Annotated in this window: 14 protein-coding genes; 9 read left to right on the forward strand and 5 right to left on the reverse strand. The window is 39.8% G+C overall.

What is annotated here, in order from left to right; all coding sequences use genetic code 11:
* Positions 1 to 108: 108 nt before the first annotated feature.
* Both AC1DDK_RS08815 and AC1DDK_RS08820 read right to left on the reverse strand, forming a co-directional pair.
* On the reverse strand, positions 109 to 813 hold the full coding sequence (locus AC1DDK_RS08815) for a response regulator transcription factor (protein WP_337714866.1): 705 nt from the start codon (positions 811 to 813) through the stop codon (positions 109 to 111).
* A complete protein-coding gene (locus AC1DDK_RS08820; RefSeq protein WP_288884303.1) occupies positions 810 to 2,207 on the reverse strand; it encodes a sensor histidine kinase in 1,398 nt (465 codons plus the stop codon). The genes AC1DDK_RS08815 and AC1DDK_RS08820 overlap by 4 nt, the downstream gene beginning before the upstream one ends.
* Positions 2,208 to 2,358: 151 nt before the next feature.
* Between AC1DDK_RS08820 and AC1DDK_RS08825 the strand changes: the two genes are divergently transcribed.
* The 9 genes from AC1DDK_RS08825 (at position 2,359) to AC1DDK_RS08865 (ending at position 13,262) form a co-directional block, all read left to right on the forward strand.
* Complete coding sequence (locus AC1DDK_RS08825; RefSeq protein ID WP_288884355.1) at positions 2,359 to 3,771, forward strand: alpha-L-fucosidase; 1,413 nt, start codon at positions 2,359 to 2,361, stop codon at positions 3,769 to 3,771.
* A gap of 94 nt (positions 3,772 to 3,865) precedes the next feature.
* Complete coding sequence (locus AC1DDK_RS08830) at positions 3,866 to 4,921, forward strand: DUF6588 family protein (RefSeq protein WP_172663272.1); 1,056 nt, start codon at positions 3,866 to 3,868, stop codon at positions 4,919 to 4,921.
* A gap of 69 nt (positions 4,922 to 4,990) precedes the next feature.
* The gene (locus AC1DDK_RS08835; protein WP_172663273.1) at positions 4,991 to 6,193 is read left to right on the forward strand and encodes a multidrug effflux MFS transporter; all 1,203 of its coding nucleotides are present in this window, start codon (positions 4,991 to 4,993) and stop codon (positions 6,191 to 6,193) included.
* A gap of 103 nt (positions 6,194 to 6,296) precedes the next feature.
* On the forward strand, positions 6,297 to 7,421 hold the full coding sequence (locus AC1DDK_RS08840; RefSeq protein ID WP_288884354.1) for a hypothetical protein: 1,125 nt from the start codon (positions 6,297 to 6,299) through the stop codon (positions 7,419 to 7,421).
* 63 nt (positions 7,422 to 7,484) lie between these two features.
* Positions 7,485 to 8,135, forward strand: coding sequence for a head GIN domain-containing protein (locus tag AC1DDK_RS08845; RefSeq protein ID WP_172663275.1), 651 nt, complete (start codon positions 7,485 to 7,487; stop codon positions 8,133 to 8,135).
* A gap of 11 nt (positions 8,136 to 8,146) precedes the next feature.
* On the forward strand, positions 8,147 to 9,700 hold the full coding sequence (locus tag AC1DDK_RS08850; protein ID WP_288884352.1) for a DUF4833 domain-containing protein: 1,554 nt from the start codon (positions 8,147 to 8,149) through the stop codon (positions 9,698 to 9,700).
* A 215-nt stretch (positions 9,701 to 9,915) separates the two neighbouring features.
* On the forward strand, positions 9,916 to 10,497 hold the full coding sequence (locus AC1DDK_RS08855) for an RNA polymerase sigma-70 factor (protein ID WP_288884351.1): 582 nt from the start codon (positions 9,916 to 9,918) through the stop codon (positions 10,495 to 10,497).
* Positions 10,498 to 10,506: 9 nt separating this feature from the next.
* Positions 10,507 to 11,472, forward strand: coding sequence for a FecR family protein (locus tag AC1DDK_RS08860; protein ID WP_172663277.1), 966 nt, complete (start codon positions 10,507 to 10,509; stop codon positions 11,470 to 11,472).
* A complete protein-coding gene (locus AC1DDK_RS08865) occupies positions 11,472 to 13,262 on the forward strand; it encodes a peptidase associated/transthyretin-like domain-containing protein (RefSeq protein WP_477622599.1) in 1,791 nt (596 codons plus the stop codon). The genes AC1DDK_RS08860 and AC1DDK_RS08865 overlap by 1 nt, the downstream gene beginning before the upstream one ends.
* Here AC1DDK_RS08865 and AC1DDK_RS08870 read toward each other — a convergent pair.
* From AC1DDK_RS08870 to AC1DDK_RS08880, 3 genes are all read right to left on the reverse strand, one after another.
* Positions 13,255 to 13,944: an SIR2 family NAD-dependent protein deacylase gene (locus AC1DDK_RS08870; protein WP_172663279.1), complete on the reverse strand. Its 690-nt coding sequence runs from the start codon at positions 13,942 to 13,944 to the stop codon at positions 13,255 to 13,257. The genes AC1DDK_RS08865 and AC1DDK_RS08870 overlap by 8 nt on opposite strands.
* A 330-nt stretch (positions 13,945 to 14,274) precedes the next feature.
* On the reverse strand, positions 14,275 to 14,856 hold the full coding sequence (locus AC1DDK_RS08875) for a DUF6580 family putative transport protein (RefSeq protein WP_172663280.1): 582 nt from the start codon (positions 14,854 to 14,856) through the stop codon (positions 14,275 to 14,277).
* A gap of 80 nt (positions 14,857 to 14,936) precedes the next feature.
* On the reverse strand, positions 14,937 to 16,028 hold the full coding sequence (locus AC1DDK_RS08880) for a DUF5074 domain-containing protein (RefSeq protein WP_337714868.1): 1,092 nt from the start codon (positions 16,026 to 16,028) through the stop codon (positions 14,937 to 14,939).
* Positions 16,029 to 16,091 lie beyond the last annotated feature (63 nt).

Consider the following 16,091-nt stretch of genomic DNA (forward strand, 5'->3'; position numbering starts at 1 on the left):
TTTTACTAACAAAAGTAGTTATATTTGCTAATAACATTAGTAACATCAATAAGGTTTAAAATATTTTGCTTAAATCATTCCGATTATTCATATAATTCAGGAGTATGATTATTTTACCTTTAACATATAGCCAAGGCCATAAACATTCTCGATAGAGATTTCTTTGGATGCTCTAAATAACCTTCTGAGCCTGGAGATGAAGACTTCGAGGCTTTTTCCGTTAAAATAATCATCATTTCCCCACAGCGCCAACAGAATATCCTTTTTCTTTACCAGCTGGTTGAGATTACCTAAAAGATAATCCAATAATTCTGATTCTCTTAAAGTGAGTGATACCTCGTTGTTATCTGGCAGCAAAACATACAACTGCTTTTTATTGTATTTGATGTTGGCAATACGGATAAATTCCGGTTGGTCACCGGATCTGTCAGAAGAATTGTTGGATAACTTATCGATGATATTCCCAATTCTCAGTACGAGCTCTTCAATTTCAAAGGGTTTGGCAATATAATCTATTGCCCCTATTTTGAGCCCCCTGAGGCGGTTATCTTTCTCGTTATGGGCTGTTAAAAAGAAAAAGGGTTGGTTTTTATTGATTTTCATGATCTCGGTAGCTAAATCAAATCCGTTTAGATCTGGCAGCTGAACGTCAATGATGATCAATTTATTGGTCAATTGGTTAGCCGCATAATAAGCTAATGCCTCATTAGCAGTTTTAAACCATTGCACACTAAAGCCCCTTAACTTAAGGTATTCAGAAACAACATTTCCTAAATCTATTTCATCTTCTATTATAACAATATCGTAAATCATATATAGACCATAAATTCTGTGCCCTCACCTATTTTTGTTTTCACGTCCATTCTCCAACCATGAATATCCAGACATTCTTTTACGTAATATAATCCAAGCCCAAGCCCGGGAATGGTACTGTCCTGGTTTGACCGGAAGAACTTATCGAATATTTTTTCTTTAACATCATCTTCAATTCCGGTTCCATTGTCGGCAACATGGAGCACATAATTTCCCTGCTGTTCATCAATAAATACTTCGACATGCTTATGGGCACTATGGTTATATTTAAAAGCATTATCAAACATATTATTCAGCATAGTTGTGAACACAAAAGAATCGATCCGAACCAGTATTTCAGCGCTATATGGATCAAATGTAATGCGATCTGATGGACTAAGCTTTACCTTATAATCATTTATCAATACCATAACCGAATAGTTCAGATCTGTTTCTACCAGATTTGCCTTCTTTTTGAGCACTGATAGCTCCAACATCTGATTGATATGCGATTCCAGCCGGCGGGCCTGCCGTTCTACAATGTGAACAAGTGCTTTTACACGCGGCCTGTCGTTCAGCACAACATCATCATCGAGGCTTTTACTTGCCACCAGGATTGTAGTAATCGGTGTGTTGAATTCATGCTTAATGCTGTTCAGAAAATCGGACTTTATTTCGGCCTCTTTTTTCTGCCTCATCCAGTTGATGTAAGTATAATAATTTATGCCAACAGTTATGAGAATACATATTGCCACCAATGAAAATGTAGGAAGCATCTGATAGGCAACCCTTAACATGCGGTAAGGGTGATCAGCAAAAAGGCTAAACGTAACCCTGTAATCGTATTTTAGCTTGTCGCTTACAGAAAGATTGGTTACCCTGTTTTGAGGTGTGGGGTTGGCGAGCTCACCATCAATAATAGCCCCATAGTTTGCTTTATTCTTTTCTTTAAAAAATGCTTTTTTACTGTCAAAGATGAAAATATCTCCTATACGGTTGTCAAAGTTTATTTCTATTGATTGAAACGTTAGTAAATAACGCATATTGGTATCCAGGGAGTTCCGAATAACGATCGACTTGAAAACACTGTCCATGTTACTCTTCATCCTTAAAACATTGAAAAGTGTATCACTTACCCGCATGGCCAATTGATCAAAGGTTTTCTTATCTTTAAGATAAGCCGCACGTAGGTTGGGCATATTCCGGCTTAGAATAGAATCAATGATTTTTCCACCACCGGGATACACTTTGTCGGCAGGTATGCTCCTCCCGTATTCGTCATTAAGCAGCGTTTTTTCCTTTAAGTTGAAGTCTCTGTCGCGTAAAGTGTATGTATTGTAAATTAACCTTGCCTGCACAACTATGAGGATCAAAAAGCTGACTAACACTATGCTCTTATATAGGCGACTTGTCATTTTTCAATAATTCAATTTGCTTTAAAAGTAGGGTAAGTTTTTTTATTTTTCTTACTGTTAAGCTTTTGTTAGGCTTCTGTTAGGTTTCCATTCGACAAGTTTATTCTTTATTCACTATAAATTTGCACTGACCAATTTCAAAACAGAAAAAATGACTATTAAAAGAATTTTAGTTTTATTGTTACTGATTTCAGGACTTTCTCCTTTAAAATCATTACATGCGCAGCAAAAAGCGCCGAATAAATCGCTCCCTGCACTTCAACAGGATTTTGTAGACCTCGGATTTGGCATGTTCATCCACTATGGGATGCCTACTTTTATGAACCAGGACTGGTCGGATCCTGATGCAGCCCTTTCCCTGTTCAAATCACCTAAGTTTGATGCCGATCAGTGGGCTAAAGCAGCAAAATCGGCAAACATGACCTATGGATGCTTAACAACCAAACACCATAGCGGTTTCCCTATCTGGAATACCAAAACTACGCCTTATAATGTGATGCATACGCCATTTGGACGTGATGTGGTAAAGGAATATGCCAATGCTTTCCGTAAAAATGGCTTAAAAGTAATGCTTTACTATTCCATTCTGGATACCCACCATGGCATCCGCCCCAATCAGATCACTGCTGAACACATTCAAATGATCAAAGATCAGATCACCGAATTGCTTACCAATTATGGTGAAATAACGGCCCTGGTTATTGATGGATGGGATGCGCCATGGTCAAGAATCTCGTATGATGATGTACCATTTGAGGACATCTATCACCTGATCAAATCACTACAACCCAATTGTCTGGTAATGGATCTTAACGCGGCAAAATACCCGGCAGAAGCACTTTTTTATACCGACATCAAATCGTATGAGCAGGGCGCAGGGCAATTCATTTCTAAAGAGCACAATAAGCTGCCGGCTTTGGCATGTCTTCCATTGCAGGAAAACTGGTTTTGGAAAACATCTTTCCCGGGTACACCGGTTAAAAATGTAGACGAGCTTGTAAATAAATTTATTATACCGTATAACAATGCTTACTGTAACTTCATCCTTAATGTAGCCCCAAATGCAGATGGCTTGATTGATGAAAATGCCGTGCAGGCTTTAAAAGAAATAGGCAAGCTTTATAAAAAACCTGAAAAGCTTCCGCAGGTACCGGAGCATGCTGCACCGATCATATCAAGTAACCTTGCTAAACATGTTAAAAGCAACAGCAGCTGGAGTGATGACATGAATATTATGGATTTTGCCAATGATGATAATTTTGGAAGTGCCTGGGTTTCAAATTCCGAAGTAAAATCGCCATGGTATGAGCTCAATTTTGAAAAGGCCAAACCTGTAAATATGCTGGTGATTACTCAGGGAAGGAATACAAAAAGTGCCTATACCATACAATACTTTGCCAGTGGAAAATGGCAGCCGCTTAAAACCGAAAAAGTAGACCAAAACAGCAAAATTCAGATTTTCCGCTTCGACAGACTTTGGGCAGAGAAAATAAAATTAGCTATCCAATCTCCTGATGGCCCACCATCTATTGCCGAAGTTGGTGTTTATAATGAAAGGAGATAAAAGCCGCTAAGGTTCCCAAATATTACTTTATAAAAAGTTTCTTTATGATAAATTCAGTTTACTGACGTTACTAGTATAGTATTACTGAATTATTATGAAGAGACTTTTTGCTATTATATCACTGTTATCTATTATCAGCTCCCACCAATTATTTGCCCAGACCGGTTTCGAACAACTCATAAACGCAGGACCTGCCGATGCCACAAAACTTGTTGATGCTTATTCCAAGTCTCTTTTTAAGGGATTTGGATTGGGTATGAACAGTGGGTGGACAAACAGTGCCCAGACCCTCGGACTGTCCCATTTTGAGTTGCGTGTTACCGGAACTGGTGTAATAGTACCTGCCTCTGGCAAATCATTTGACGTTACCCGGATCGGTTTGTCGAGCAACCTGCGTCCAGCGAACCCCAATGACGTCATTTCACCCTCCTTTAGTGGCAGCACCAGAGCTAATGGGCCTTTGATGGATGTTTATGATGAGAATAACAACAAACTGGTTTCTTTTGAATTACCCAGTGGGATGCTGGAGAATTATGTACCTACACCACAGATCCAGTTAACTGTAGGCCTGCCCGCCAATACAGATGTTACTATTCGGGCTGCGCCAAGGTTTACAATTGGCCGGAAAATAGGTTCGGTTTCTCTGATTGGTTTTGGAATTAAACATAATTTTATGCGCGATTTATCTAAGGATGCGCCTTTTGATCTCGCCTTGGCCTTCAGTTACAATAACCTGAAATATAAGAAATCACTCAACCTGCAACCACTTGAAAATTCGGTGCCGCAAGACAGCGAACAGTCTACAGACTTTTCCGGACAAGAGATTTTTGGGAACTTTAACAACTATCTATTCCAGGCATTGATATCCAAACAGTTTTCAGTGTTCACCCCCTACCTGTCTTTAGGCTACAACGTGTCGAGCGCCGATATGGGACTGAGCGGAAACTACCCGATAATAAGCGGTTATAATGGTGACCAGGTTACTTATAAAACATTTTCTAATCCCGTAAGGATTGAGAGAACCTACCTAAAAGATTTTCGTGTTGATGCGGGTTTTCAGGTTAAACTTCCTATAGTCAGGTTTTATGCTTCTTATGGTGTTTCTGGAAATTACGGTATTGCCAATGCGGGCATCGGTATCGGCCTTTAATATCTTTTATTTATATAATTTGGAATTGGCATGACGAAAAGCCGGTTATCAAATAACTACTTTTGTGGTATGACGCAAAAAAGATATCTGTTCTTAATTTTAATACTTGGTTCACTCACCGCTCTCGGCCCCTTTTCTATCGATATGTATTTGCCGGGTTTTAAAGCAATAGCCAAAGACCTGAATACCACCGATGCGAAGGTAGCCTGGTCGTTATCAAGCTATTTTATAGGTATCTCTGCTGGTCAGTTACTTTATGGACCATTGTTAGATCGTTTTGGTCGTAAGAAACCCCTATTTATTGGTTTACTGGTATATATTCTGGCAGCTGCCGGATGTGCGCTGGTTAAAGATATTGACTCGTTTATTGTATTGAGGTTTGTTCAGGCAATTGGAAGCTGTGCGGCTACTGTTGCATCGGTTGCCATGGTTCGCGATTTGTTTCCTGTTAGTGAAAATGCCAAGGTATTTGCCTTATTGATGCTTGTGCTTAGCGTTTCGCCTATGATTGCTCCTACCGTAGGTGGCTATGTTACGGTGGCTTTTGGCTGGCATACAGTGTTTTTGATTTTACTGGGCTTAGGCTTGTTTAATTTGATAGCCAGCTGGCTCTGGTTGCCCGAAAGTTATAAGCCGGACACCACCATGTCATTAAAGCCTAAACCCATAATAAACAACTTTATAGCGGTGTTACGTGAACCTACATTTTACACGTATGCGTTTACCGGAGCTATGGCATTTGCTGGTTTGTTTGTATACATTACCAGCTCTCCTATTCTTTTTATGTCGCTATTTAAAGTGAAAGAAGAGACTTATGGATGGATCTTTGCCTTTCTTTCTGTAGGGTTTATTGGCGCAAGTCAGGTAAATACATTGATGCTAAGGAAATATAAAAGCGAGCAATTGATTTTTGCCGCTTTAATTGGGCAGGTTATTACGGTAATTGTATTTTTAATTGGCAGTATTAATGGCTGGTTCGGGCTTGCCGAAACTATTGGTTTTCTGTTTGTTTTCTTATGCTGTTTAGGAGTTGCCAACCCGAATGCTTTGGCGCTTTCGCTTGCTCCTTTTTCAAAAAATGCAGGTAGTGCATCTGCGTTGATGGGCGCGCTTCAAATGGGATTAGGAGCATTGGCATCGGCATGTATTGGCTTTTTTGAGCAGACATCGGCTGTGCCGATGGTTTTGATTATGACAGTGACCTCTGTTATTGCGCTTACTGTACTTTTTTTTGGAAGAAAGAATATTGTGGCAGCGCCAGCGGGTAATTAGTTTTTTTTCTCGACGATCGCCTTATAGCGACCGCTAAATATTTCTCCTCCCCTGCGTAGGGGTATAAGTAAATCATGTTGTCTTACTCTAAAACAAGACAACAATGAACATCAAATCTTTTATAACAGCATCAGTATTATTAGCTACCGGTCTAGTTGCAAATGCGCAAAATCAAATGCCAGGCAAAATGCATATTGGTATTGTGTATCCTTTAAGTACTAACGGAACACATGCCCCTTTAGATACCAATAACCTTTCTTTTAACTTACTTGGCGGAGTATCTGCAGCTGAACGTGGTTTGGCCTTTGCAGGGCTTTCGAATGTGGTATTACATGATGCCAAAGGGTTCCTGTTTGCAGGATTTTCTAATCATGTAATCAAAAATGCAGACGGCGGACAATTTGCTGGTTTCCTTAACACTTATGGCGGTGGCGATGGTTTTGCTTTTGCAGGCTTTGCCAACATATCATCAGGGAATGTAAAGGGTGCTCAATTTGCTGGTTTCGCCAACATTGCTAAAGAAATGAATGGTGCCCAGTTTGCAGGCTTCGGCAATGTGGCCAAAGGGGGAACAGCATCTCAGTTTGCAGGTTTCATCAATATAGCAAAAGGTGTGAAAGGTTCTCAAATGGCTGGCTTCATGAATGTAGCCAAAGATGTAAAAGGATCTCAAATTGCAGGCTTTATAAATATTGCCAAAAAGGTTAAAGGCGCCCAGATAGCCGGTTTTATAAACATCGCAGAGAGCAGTGATTTCCCGATAGGTATTGTAAACATTATAAAAAACGGGGAGAAAAGTATTGGGGTAAGCACCAACGACAACCTGACCACCATGCTAACCTTCAGATCGGGAGGCAGAGTACTTTATGGTATTCTGGGAGTTGGATACAACTTTAAAAACGACAAAGAAGTATATGCAGCTGAGGCCGGTATGGGAGCTCATTTTTTCCAGTCAAACAGCTTCAGGTTAAATACTGAATTAACGGCGATGAGTTTAGAGAGCTTTAAACATGGAGAATATTTTAGTTCGTCGTTTCGCGTATTACCTGCTTTGAAGATCGCTAAATTTCTGGAGATCTATGGCGGTCCGTCTCTTAACTACGTAAACACCAATACCATTGAGGGTAAAGATTTAAACAAGCACTACATATCTAAATGGGGTAACAAAGGAAACGACTTCCAGGGACTATATGTAGGCTATACCGGAGGTATTCAGGTAATCTTTTAACCTAATGCAACCTTTAATTGAAATTAACAATCATCGTTTATAACACACAAAAACCAAATTACTATGAGAAACCTATTATTGTACGTTTACATCAGTCTGCTTTTTATCTCCTGTTCAAAAGACAGACTAACAGCCAGCGGTGATAAGATCACAGAGGAACGTAACCCAGGAAACTTTACCGGTATAAATGCAAGTGGCTCCAACCCTGTCCATGTGGTTTATGGCGCCGATTTTAAGGTGGTATTAAAAGGATCTGACAACCTGATCCCTCACTTTAAAACCAAGGTTATGAGCAGCGTATTGTATCTGGAATATGAGCGCACAAGTGTACAACATGACGATATTGAGGTATTTATTACCATGCCTTTGATAGACCGTGTTTCGTTAAGCGGTAGCGGGGAGGTTGAAATAAAAGGTCAGTTTCCTGATGTTGATACATTTAGGGCTTCTCTTAGCGGATCCGGAGAAATTGAGGTTGACGAGACCTTTAATGCCAGACAGGCAAAAGTAGATATTTCAGGTTCTGGCAATGCAGATCTGGAGAAGCTAAATGCTAAAAATGCCGACATAGACATATCTGGAAGTGGTGATGTGAAAATCAAAGTACAGGATCTGTTAAAGGCTGCAATAAGCGGCAGCGGTAAAGTATACTACTGGGGTAGTCCACAGGTTAATTCCGATATCAGCGGTTCTGGAAAAGTAATTAAATTTTAAAAACTACGGTCATGGCTTCACTTCAATCAATTTGGCAAAACTTCATCTCTACATTCGGAGCAGCAAGAATTCCGATTAATGACATCCATCAGCTAGAGAAAAGTGCCCCCGACTTACTGATATATGCATTGCCGTTGGTGTTCTTTTGCACGGCTTTGGAATGTGGATTTTCTCACTTTGCTGAACATAAAAGCTATGAGAAGAAAGAAACCATAGGTTCACTTTTCATTGGCCTTGGAAATTTAGCTGTTAACCTTTTAATGAAAGCAATATTGCTTTACGGTGCAGTGTGGATTTACAATGTTTTGCCATGGCGCATGCATTTGAGCTGGTGGAGCCTGATTCCGTGTTTTATCATTTATGACTGCTGCAGTTACTGGTCGCACCGCATATCTCATTTCAACAGGTTCTTTTGGGCAACACATGTAGTGCACCACTCGGCCGAGCATTACAATTTAACGGTGGCTTTCAGACAAAGCTGGGTGCAGCATTTTAAAACTGTATTTTTTATACCGGTGGCTTTAATGGGTTTTAACCCGGTTATATTCTTTGTTGCCAGTCAGTTGAGCACGTTATATCAGTTTTGGGTACATACCGAAGCCATTGGAAAATTGCATCCTTTTATTGAAAAGTACTTTGGTACGCCATCTAACCACAGGGTGCATCACGGCAGTCAGGAGAAATACCTGGATAAGAACTTTGGTGCTACGTTTATGATCTGGGACCATTTGTTTGGCACTTTTCAATATGAAGAAGAAAAGCCCGTGTATGGCCTTACTACGCCTGTAGGCAATAAAACGAATCCTTTTATTTTGAACTTTCATGAATACAGGGACATGATAAAGGATGTGAAGCAGAGCGATGGGATTAAAGAAATGCTTTTCTTCATTTTTGCCAGTCCGGGTAAGATTTACAGACACAAACTTGCCAATATTGAGCAGGCCGATAAAGCTCCGGTTTTAGATAAAGCAACTTACCTTAAGAACAAGGGAATAAAGGTTTTAAAGTTTGCAGGTATGCTGCTGGTGATCATTTTATTGCTTAGTGAGTCGTTAGATGTTTTAAGCCAGCCTTTAAAGAAAGCGGTTGAAGCTGAAACCTCGGCCCTGCCTACTCCTATTGGAGAAAACCTGTTGTTTTTTCTGCAGAGAAACCCTGATGCCAATACGGTAATTTATGAGCTTAACTTTAAAAGTGAAGGGGTTTTGGATCGTGAAAACCCAGTTAAAGGATCGTGGATCAGGTATGCAGAGCAAGGCAAATACAAAGAGCTGACCGGTATTGAGCGCAGGTTTGCCTATGGGGTAAAATGTAAAGCTTTGGAGAATGGGGAATTTGAGATCAGGTTGGTTGCGTATAAAAAGCTGCCATTGTATCTTAAAAGGTCTGAAATTGATAATAAATATAAGATTTATATAAAGGATGAGGGCAAGGATTTATTGTTGAAACGGGTTTTTGTTAGGGTAAATGGTGGTTCGTTCTGGTTCCCAAAGGTAGAGTACATTGATTTGATAACAGTGAATAGCGCGTCAGGGATTGAGATTTTAAAGCGGATTGAGATTTAGGGGCGGGCGGGCACGCCTGGGTAATCGCCACGTCATCCTGAATTTATTTCAGGATCTCTCACTAGAAAGGCGTAATAGCGCTTCCGAGATCCTGAAATAAATTCAGGATGACGATCGCCGACGAGGAAGGATGACGACCATGTGGGACAACGCTTAAAAAAAACTAATATATTTGAACAGACCAGCAATAAATTAAAGTAGTAAGAAACAAACCAGTGATAAATCAAAAAACCGCCCTTCTGCATCAATATGATGATAAAGCATTTGAGCAAATGTTCAAAGCGCATTATAAAGAGCTTCACTCCTATGCCAATGTAATGCTTAGGGACGAAGACACTGCGGAAGAAATTGTACAATCTATGTTTCTTAAATTCTGGGAAAAGAGAGAATTGTTAAACGTGCAGACATCAATAAAAGCATATCTGTACAAATGTGTTTATAACGATAGCTTAAACTACCTTAAACACCAAAAAGTTAAAACGAAATACCAGGATTTTGCCGCATATACCATGAACGATCATCATGAAGCTGCATCATCAAGAGTAGAGCTTACTGAACTTCAATATAAGCTGCAGGAGGCGTTAAATGAATTACCTGAGCATTGCAGAACCATTTTCCAGATGAGCAGGTTTGAGGAATTGAAATACAGAGAAATAGCCGAGCAACTGGATCTTTCTATTAAAACAGTAGAAAACCAGATGGGCAAAGCTTTAAAGATATTGCGTTTGAAACTGGCCGATTTCATCACGCTCATTTTACCAGGCATAATCATGTATTACAAAGATTTTTTTAATTAAGAGGAACAGATGACCGAGGAAATATTGATAAAGTTTCTTTTAAAAGAAACAAGTGAAGAAGAAAGTATTGCTGTACAAAAATGGCTGGATGAGGCTACCTCTAACAGGGCCGAATTTACCCAGCTGGAAAGAATCTGGACTGCAAGTAAAAGTTTAAGTACTACCAGCAATGTTGATGAAGAACAGGCATGGACAAAATTCAAAGCAAGAACGGCTTCGGGATCAAAGGAAGCTATTGTGCGACCAATTAAGCAAAATTTCGGGTGGTTAAAAATTGCCGCTGTATTGGTTTTAGTAGCCGGAGCATGGATGATGTACAATGTATTTGGCCCCGCAAATTATACGGATCTTGTGGCCAGCAATAAGGTGATCGTTGAACACCTTCCCGACGGATCGGAAGTAACTTTGAATAAAAACTCGCAGATCAGCTATGTGACAGATTTTAAAGACGAACGCAGTGTGAGGCTTAAACAAGGTGATGTGTTTTTTAATGTGGCGCACGATAAATCAAAACCTTTTGTAATAAAGATTAATAAAGTATCGGTAACGGTTGTTGGTACTTCCTTTAATGTGAAACACTTAAAAGGAGAAACTGAGGTAATTGTAGAAACAGGTATTGTAAAAGTGAGCAATGGCAATGAAATGGTAGAGCTGCATAAAGGAGAGAAAGTTTTGATTAAAGAGGTATCGCCTAAATTGATTAAAGAGCAGAATACAGATCAGCTGTATAGCTATTACCGCAGCGGAAAGTTTGTATTCTATAAAACACCTCTTTGGAAGGTGGTAGAGGTTTTAAATGAGGCTTATGATGTGCATATCGTTATACAAGACCCTTCTATTGCCAATGAAACACTTAATACTACGCTTGAAGAGGCTAATCAATTAGATAAAAACCTGGGGTATATTAAAGAGACTATGCAGAATTTAAAAATAGATCGTAACGATGGACAGATCACGCTGTCTAAAATTAAATAATGAGATTAAAAATAATCATAGCCCTATTATTTATAACCGGATATTGTAAGGCCCAGTCGTCCGTAACCAATTACCTCCGTAATTTGGACAGAAGGGTTAATCTGGATATAAAACAACAACCGATTTCTGAGGTGCTCAACAAAATGAGTAAGGCAGGCGATTTCTATTTTTCGTACACAGGCTCTTTATTTAAGCAGGATAGCATAGTAACCCTGAAGGTGAAGGATATGCAGGTTAGAGACATACTTGACCGCTTATTTAACGGAAAAGTGGATTATAAAGAAACCGGACAGTACATTATACTTCGCTATGCAGCCAACCACCTGACTATTGAACCCGAAAATATTACCAGCGCGGATAAACTGTACATCATTAGCGGATATGTTATTGATACGGAAACGGGCAAAAAAATAAAACAGGCAAGCGTTTACGAAAAACGTTTACTCCAATCGACACTTACGGATAACGAGGGTTATTTCAGGCTTCGCTTTAAGGGTGAACATACGGACGTTACTTTAACGGCCAGTAAAGATACCTACAGGGATACTTCGCTGGTTTTTCTGGCTGATATTACAGTTAAGCCCGAAGGTTATAAAGAGGAAGATTCTGAGCAGGGCAGTGAGTTTTTTAATTCGATTGAGAACTCGGGAATCAGCAGGTTCTTTATTTCTTCAAAACAAAGAATGCAGAGTTTAAATATTCCTGATTTCTTTGCAAACACCCCCTTTCAGGCTTCGCTTACCCCCGGTTTAAGTACACATGGGATAATGAGTTCGCAGGTGATAAATAAAGTATCACTGAATATTTTAGGTGGTTATACTGCCGGAACAGATGGTGTTGAGGTGGCCGGTGTGTTTAACATTACCAAAGGAAACGTGAAGAAGTTGCAGGTAGCCGGTGTGTTTAATGGCGTGGGCGGCTCTGTAGATGGTGTACAGGTGGCTGGGGTGCTTAATGATGTAAGAACGAGTGTTAAAGGTGTGCAGGTTGCTGGTTTGCTTAACCACGTGAAAGAGAAGGCCGAAGGTTTTCAGATTGCAGGGCTTGCCAATGTGGTATCCAAGGATGCGAAAGGTATGCAAGTTGCAGGCCTGATCAATGTGGTATCTCAGGACACAAAGGGTTTTCAGATTGCAGGGCTTGGGAATCTGGCTTCTAAAAACCTTAATGGAATGCAAATAGCAGGTCTTGGTAACATCACCTCACAACGAATGAAGGGGACTCAGATTGCCGGTTTGTTTAATTATGCTAAGGAAATGGATGGTTTTCAGATTGGTATCGTAAATATTTCAGGAAAATCGGATGGCTATAGCCTAGGCCTGATCAATTTTGTTAAGAATGGCTATCATAAGCTTAGTTTCTCTACAAATGAGACCATAAATGCGAATGTTTCTTTTAAAATGGGGAATGCAAAGTTGTACAACATCATATTGGCTGGAAAAAACTTTGCCGATTCTGCTAATATTGAAACTGCGGGTTTAGGCTTTGGCCACGACTTTATATTCAGCAACAGATTCTCTGTAGCGGCCGAGATCACCTCTCAATATTTGTATCTGGGCAATTGGGATTACTCCAATTTCCTGCACAGGTTCCAGACCAACCTCCAGATTCAGTTGGTTAAAGGTATAACCGTATTTGGCGGACCGGTTTATTCTATTTACTCTACAGAAGCTCCTGAAGGTTCAAGCGGCAAAGGCTACAAACAAAACATAGCGCCCGCAAAGCATGATTACATCAGCAAAAGGGCTAAGGGTTGGATTGGCTGGAATGTGGGTATTACCATTATGTAGCGGTTAACATTTTTACCACTTCGGCTACTCCGGCGGTTGCGGTTTTTTCTATTTTAACTATGTTTTTATAATGGTCTACCTCAGGTATTTTAGGGTCAATTATGTATTTAACTGTGGTACGCGGAACAAAATTTATTAAACCTGCTGCCGGATAAACGGCCAGAGAAGTGCCTATCAGCATAAAAACATGGGCTTTTGAGCAAATTGAGGTAGCGGGGCCTATCATAGGCACATCTTCTCCAAACCAAACTACATGTGGCCTTAGTTGCGCGCCAAGTTCACAATACTCCCCTGTTTTAAGCTCCCATCCGTTTATCGGGTAAGTTAAATCGGGGTTCAGATCTGATTGTGAGCGGGTAATTACGCCGTGTAAATGGGTAACTTTTGTTGATCCGGCACGCTCATGCAAATCATCTATGTTTTGGGTAATGATGTGTACATCGAAAAACTCTTCGAGATCAGCAAGGGCTTTGTGAGCGGCGTTTGGCTTTGCTTCCAGCACTTGCTTCCTTCTTTGATTATAGAAGTCTTGTACCATTGCAGGATTGCGTTTCCAGGCCTCTGGTGTGGCTACATCGTAAACGTTGTATCCTTCCCACAGTCCATCGGTATCTCTGAAGGTTTTTAAACCGCTCTCGGCGCTGATGCCTGCTCCGGTTAATACTACAAGTTTTCTTTTCATAGAGAGTTGTTTGGTTTTTGAGTTAGCTGTTTGGTTAAAAGGCTGTGCAATTGCAAATGCCCTTTCCGCGGTCGTCATATCGACGATAGGAGAGATCTCTTGGTTATGCCAATTTGCCTGGCACAGCTATTTAGTGATCAAGAGATCTCTCCTATCGTCGATATGACGAATTCCCCGAGATGACGGGGTGTGCTATTCGGTTCTCAGGATGACGAGCTACTTCAGTATGACTGACCACAACTAATTTCCTTTTAAATTTAAAAGGCTGTTCTTTAGAACAGCCTTCAATATTTCAATATAATATTAATATAATAAATACTTTAATTACAATTATACCGCTGTATTTGCTGATAAACTTAAACGGGGATACTTGGCTCTTAATACCTCAAATGCACCGAACATAACGGCACCGTAAGCAAGTGTTCCGTAAAGGAATAACCTTTCGTAAGGTACTGCTGCGCCTAAGCATTTAATGTATCCTGCCAGGGTTGGCTCGTACAATCCCGGGAAATACATCACACCAATATCGGCAACAATCCAGTGTACCAGAACTGCTAATACAGATGCACCAAGGAAACTTAATACCGTTACCTTTCTAATGATGAGCTTGGCAACCAGAACCATTAGCACAAACGCGATATAGGTCCAGTACCAGCCTGCATAAAAGAAGCCGTAACCAGATGTTTTTGCGATGAAAATATCGCTTAACAATAAAAGCAACAAGGGAAATCCGAAGGCTTTATAATTGTTATTAAAATATGCTCCTCCAAATAAGGCTATCGCCCCTACTGCAGAGAAATTTGCAATTTCTTTGAAATTATCAGAAAGTGGTGCAGCAACACGAATGAGGCTGATCACTACAATAATTAGCAAAAGAATGGCAGTACGTGGATTGAATTTAAATTCAGACATATTTTTAAAATTATAACACAAAGTTATATTATTTCTATGGTATAAAAAAACAAGGCATTTATTATGAAAACCGTTATATTTTAATGAAACACAAACGTTGCCGGGAAATAATATCCTTCGTAAGGAATCTTTTTAACTAAGTTACCCGATGTGGCATCGTAAAAGTAAATGTTGTTTACGCCATAATTGGTTCCATAACCGTCTTGAACTGTTGTGGTTACAATCTGGTTGGTTTTAGCATAATAACCAAGGTTCTTTTTGTAGAATGACTGCTTATCAGGAGTGGTTATAAAAGGCTGGTCAAGTGATGCTTTATTTCCTTCGATATATCTGTACAGCATTTTACCCCCGCCAAATCCCGGCGATTTTAACAGGTAAACGGTGTTTTCTTGGGTAGATGCGATTATTGGCGATGAAAACCAGGCAAACCATGTGCCTACAGGTGTGAAAGGCAATTCTACACTATCGGTAGCTAAGGTTAAAGGATCGGAGTTATAAAGGAATTTTCCTTTTGTATACCATACTTTATTGTTTGGAGTTTGAGCAAAACCCAGCGTAACATCTTTTATTTTTTTAACTACTGTAAGATCTGCAGCATTGTAAATTACTACTCCCTCTGATTGAGAAAGGGTGTAAACGTATTTTCCAGCTTTAAACATATCTCCTGTTTGGCCACTGGTTCCGGCAAGTTGTGTAGCGGCGTAAGTTTTAAGGTTGACTTTAAAGATACCTTTGCTGCTACTTAAAAGGCCATTGTTTTCGTCGAGACCTACAAAAGCACGCCAATCGCTTTGAGGCGATGCAGGAATACGGCCAATTTCTTTAAGTGTCTTAGCATCAGCTACTACAACAGGGCCACCTATTTTACTTACTACATATAAATTTTTATTGAATATGGTTGCAAACTGAATGGTTGAGCTTTTAGGCTCAAAGTCTTTTCCAGGGTTTTCTTTCTGAAAAACGCTGTCTTTTAATGTGCCTGAAACAGCGTCGAAAAAGGTTACTGAACCTGTACCATGACCATACCAGCCTTCGTTAATCACAAAGAATCCGTCTTCGAATTTTCCTTGCTCAGGTTGTTGAATTTCTTGGTTGTTGTCTTTTTTACAAGAAAATAGAGTTCCGGCTAATACTGCAAGTAAAAGCGATTTTTTTAAACTAAAGTTGTTCATTTAATTGTTTTGATTTCTTTGGAGCGGCTTATTATAAAATTGATTTAATTATTAATTGGGGAA

The organism is Pedobacter sp. 05T44 (genome assembly GCF_056395985.1).

What these genes read in the sequence shown, in the direction of transcription:
- AC1DDK_RS08815 (WP_337714866.1), bottom strand. Translation starts at nt 813, where the DNA reads ATGATTTACGATATTGTTATAATAGAAGATGAAATAGATTTAGGAAAT.
- AC1DDK_RS08820 (WP_288884303.1), bottom strand. Translation starts at nt 2,207, where the DNA reads ATGACAAGTCGCCTATATAAGAGCATAGTGTTAGTCAGCTTTTTGATC.
- AC1DDK_RS08825 (WP_288884355.1), top strand. Translation starts at nt 2,359, where the DNA reads ATGACTATTAAAAGAATTTTAGTTTTATTGTTACTGATTTCAGGACTT.
- AC1DDK_RS08830 (WP_172663272.1), top strand. Translation starts at nt 3,866, where the DNA reads ATGAAGAGACTTTTTGCTATTATATCACTGTTATCTATTATCAGCTCC.
- AC1DDK_RS08835 (WP_172663273.1), top strand. Translation starts at nt 4,991, where the DNA reads ATGACGCAAAAAAGATATCTGTTCTTAATTTTAATACTTGGTTCACTC.
- AC1DDK_RS08840 (WP_288884354.1), top strand. Translation starts at nt 6,297, where the DNA reads ATGAACATCAAATCTTTTATAACAGCATCAGTATTATTAGCTACCGGT.
- AC1DDK_RS08845 (WP_172663275.1), top strand. Translation starts at nt 7,485, where the DNA reads ATGAGAAACCTATTATTGTACGTTTACATCAGTCTGCTTTTTATCTCC.
- AC1DDK_RS08850 (WP_288884352.1), top strand. Translation starts at nt 8,147, where the DNA reads ATGGCTTCACTTCAATCAATTTGGCAAAACTTCATCTCTACATTCGGA.
- AC1DDK_RS08860 (WP_172663277.1), top strand. Translation starts at nt 10,507, where the DNA reads ATGACCGAGGAAATATTGATAAAGTTTCTTTTAAAAGAAACAAGTGAA.
- AC1DDK_RS08865 (WP_477622599.1), top strand. Translation starts at nt 11,472, where the DNA reads ATGAGATTAAAAATAATCATAGCCCTATTATTTATAACCGGATATTGT.
- AC1DDK_RS08870 (WP_172663279.1), bottom strand. Translation starts at nt 13,944, where the DNA reads ATGAAAAGAAAACTTGTAGTATTAACCGGAGCAGGCATCAGCGCCGAG.
- AC1DDK_RS08875 (WP_172663280.1), bottom strand. Translation starts at nt 14,856, where the DNA reads ATGTCTGAATTTAAATTCAATCCACGTACTGCCATTCTTTTGCTAATT.
- AC1DDK_RS08880 (WP_337714868.1), bottom strand. Translation starts at nt 16,028, where the DNA reads ATGAACAACTTTAGTTTAAAAAAATCGCTTTTACTTGCAGTATTAGCC.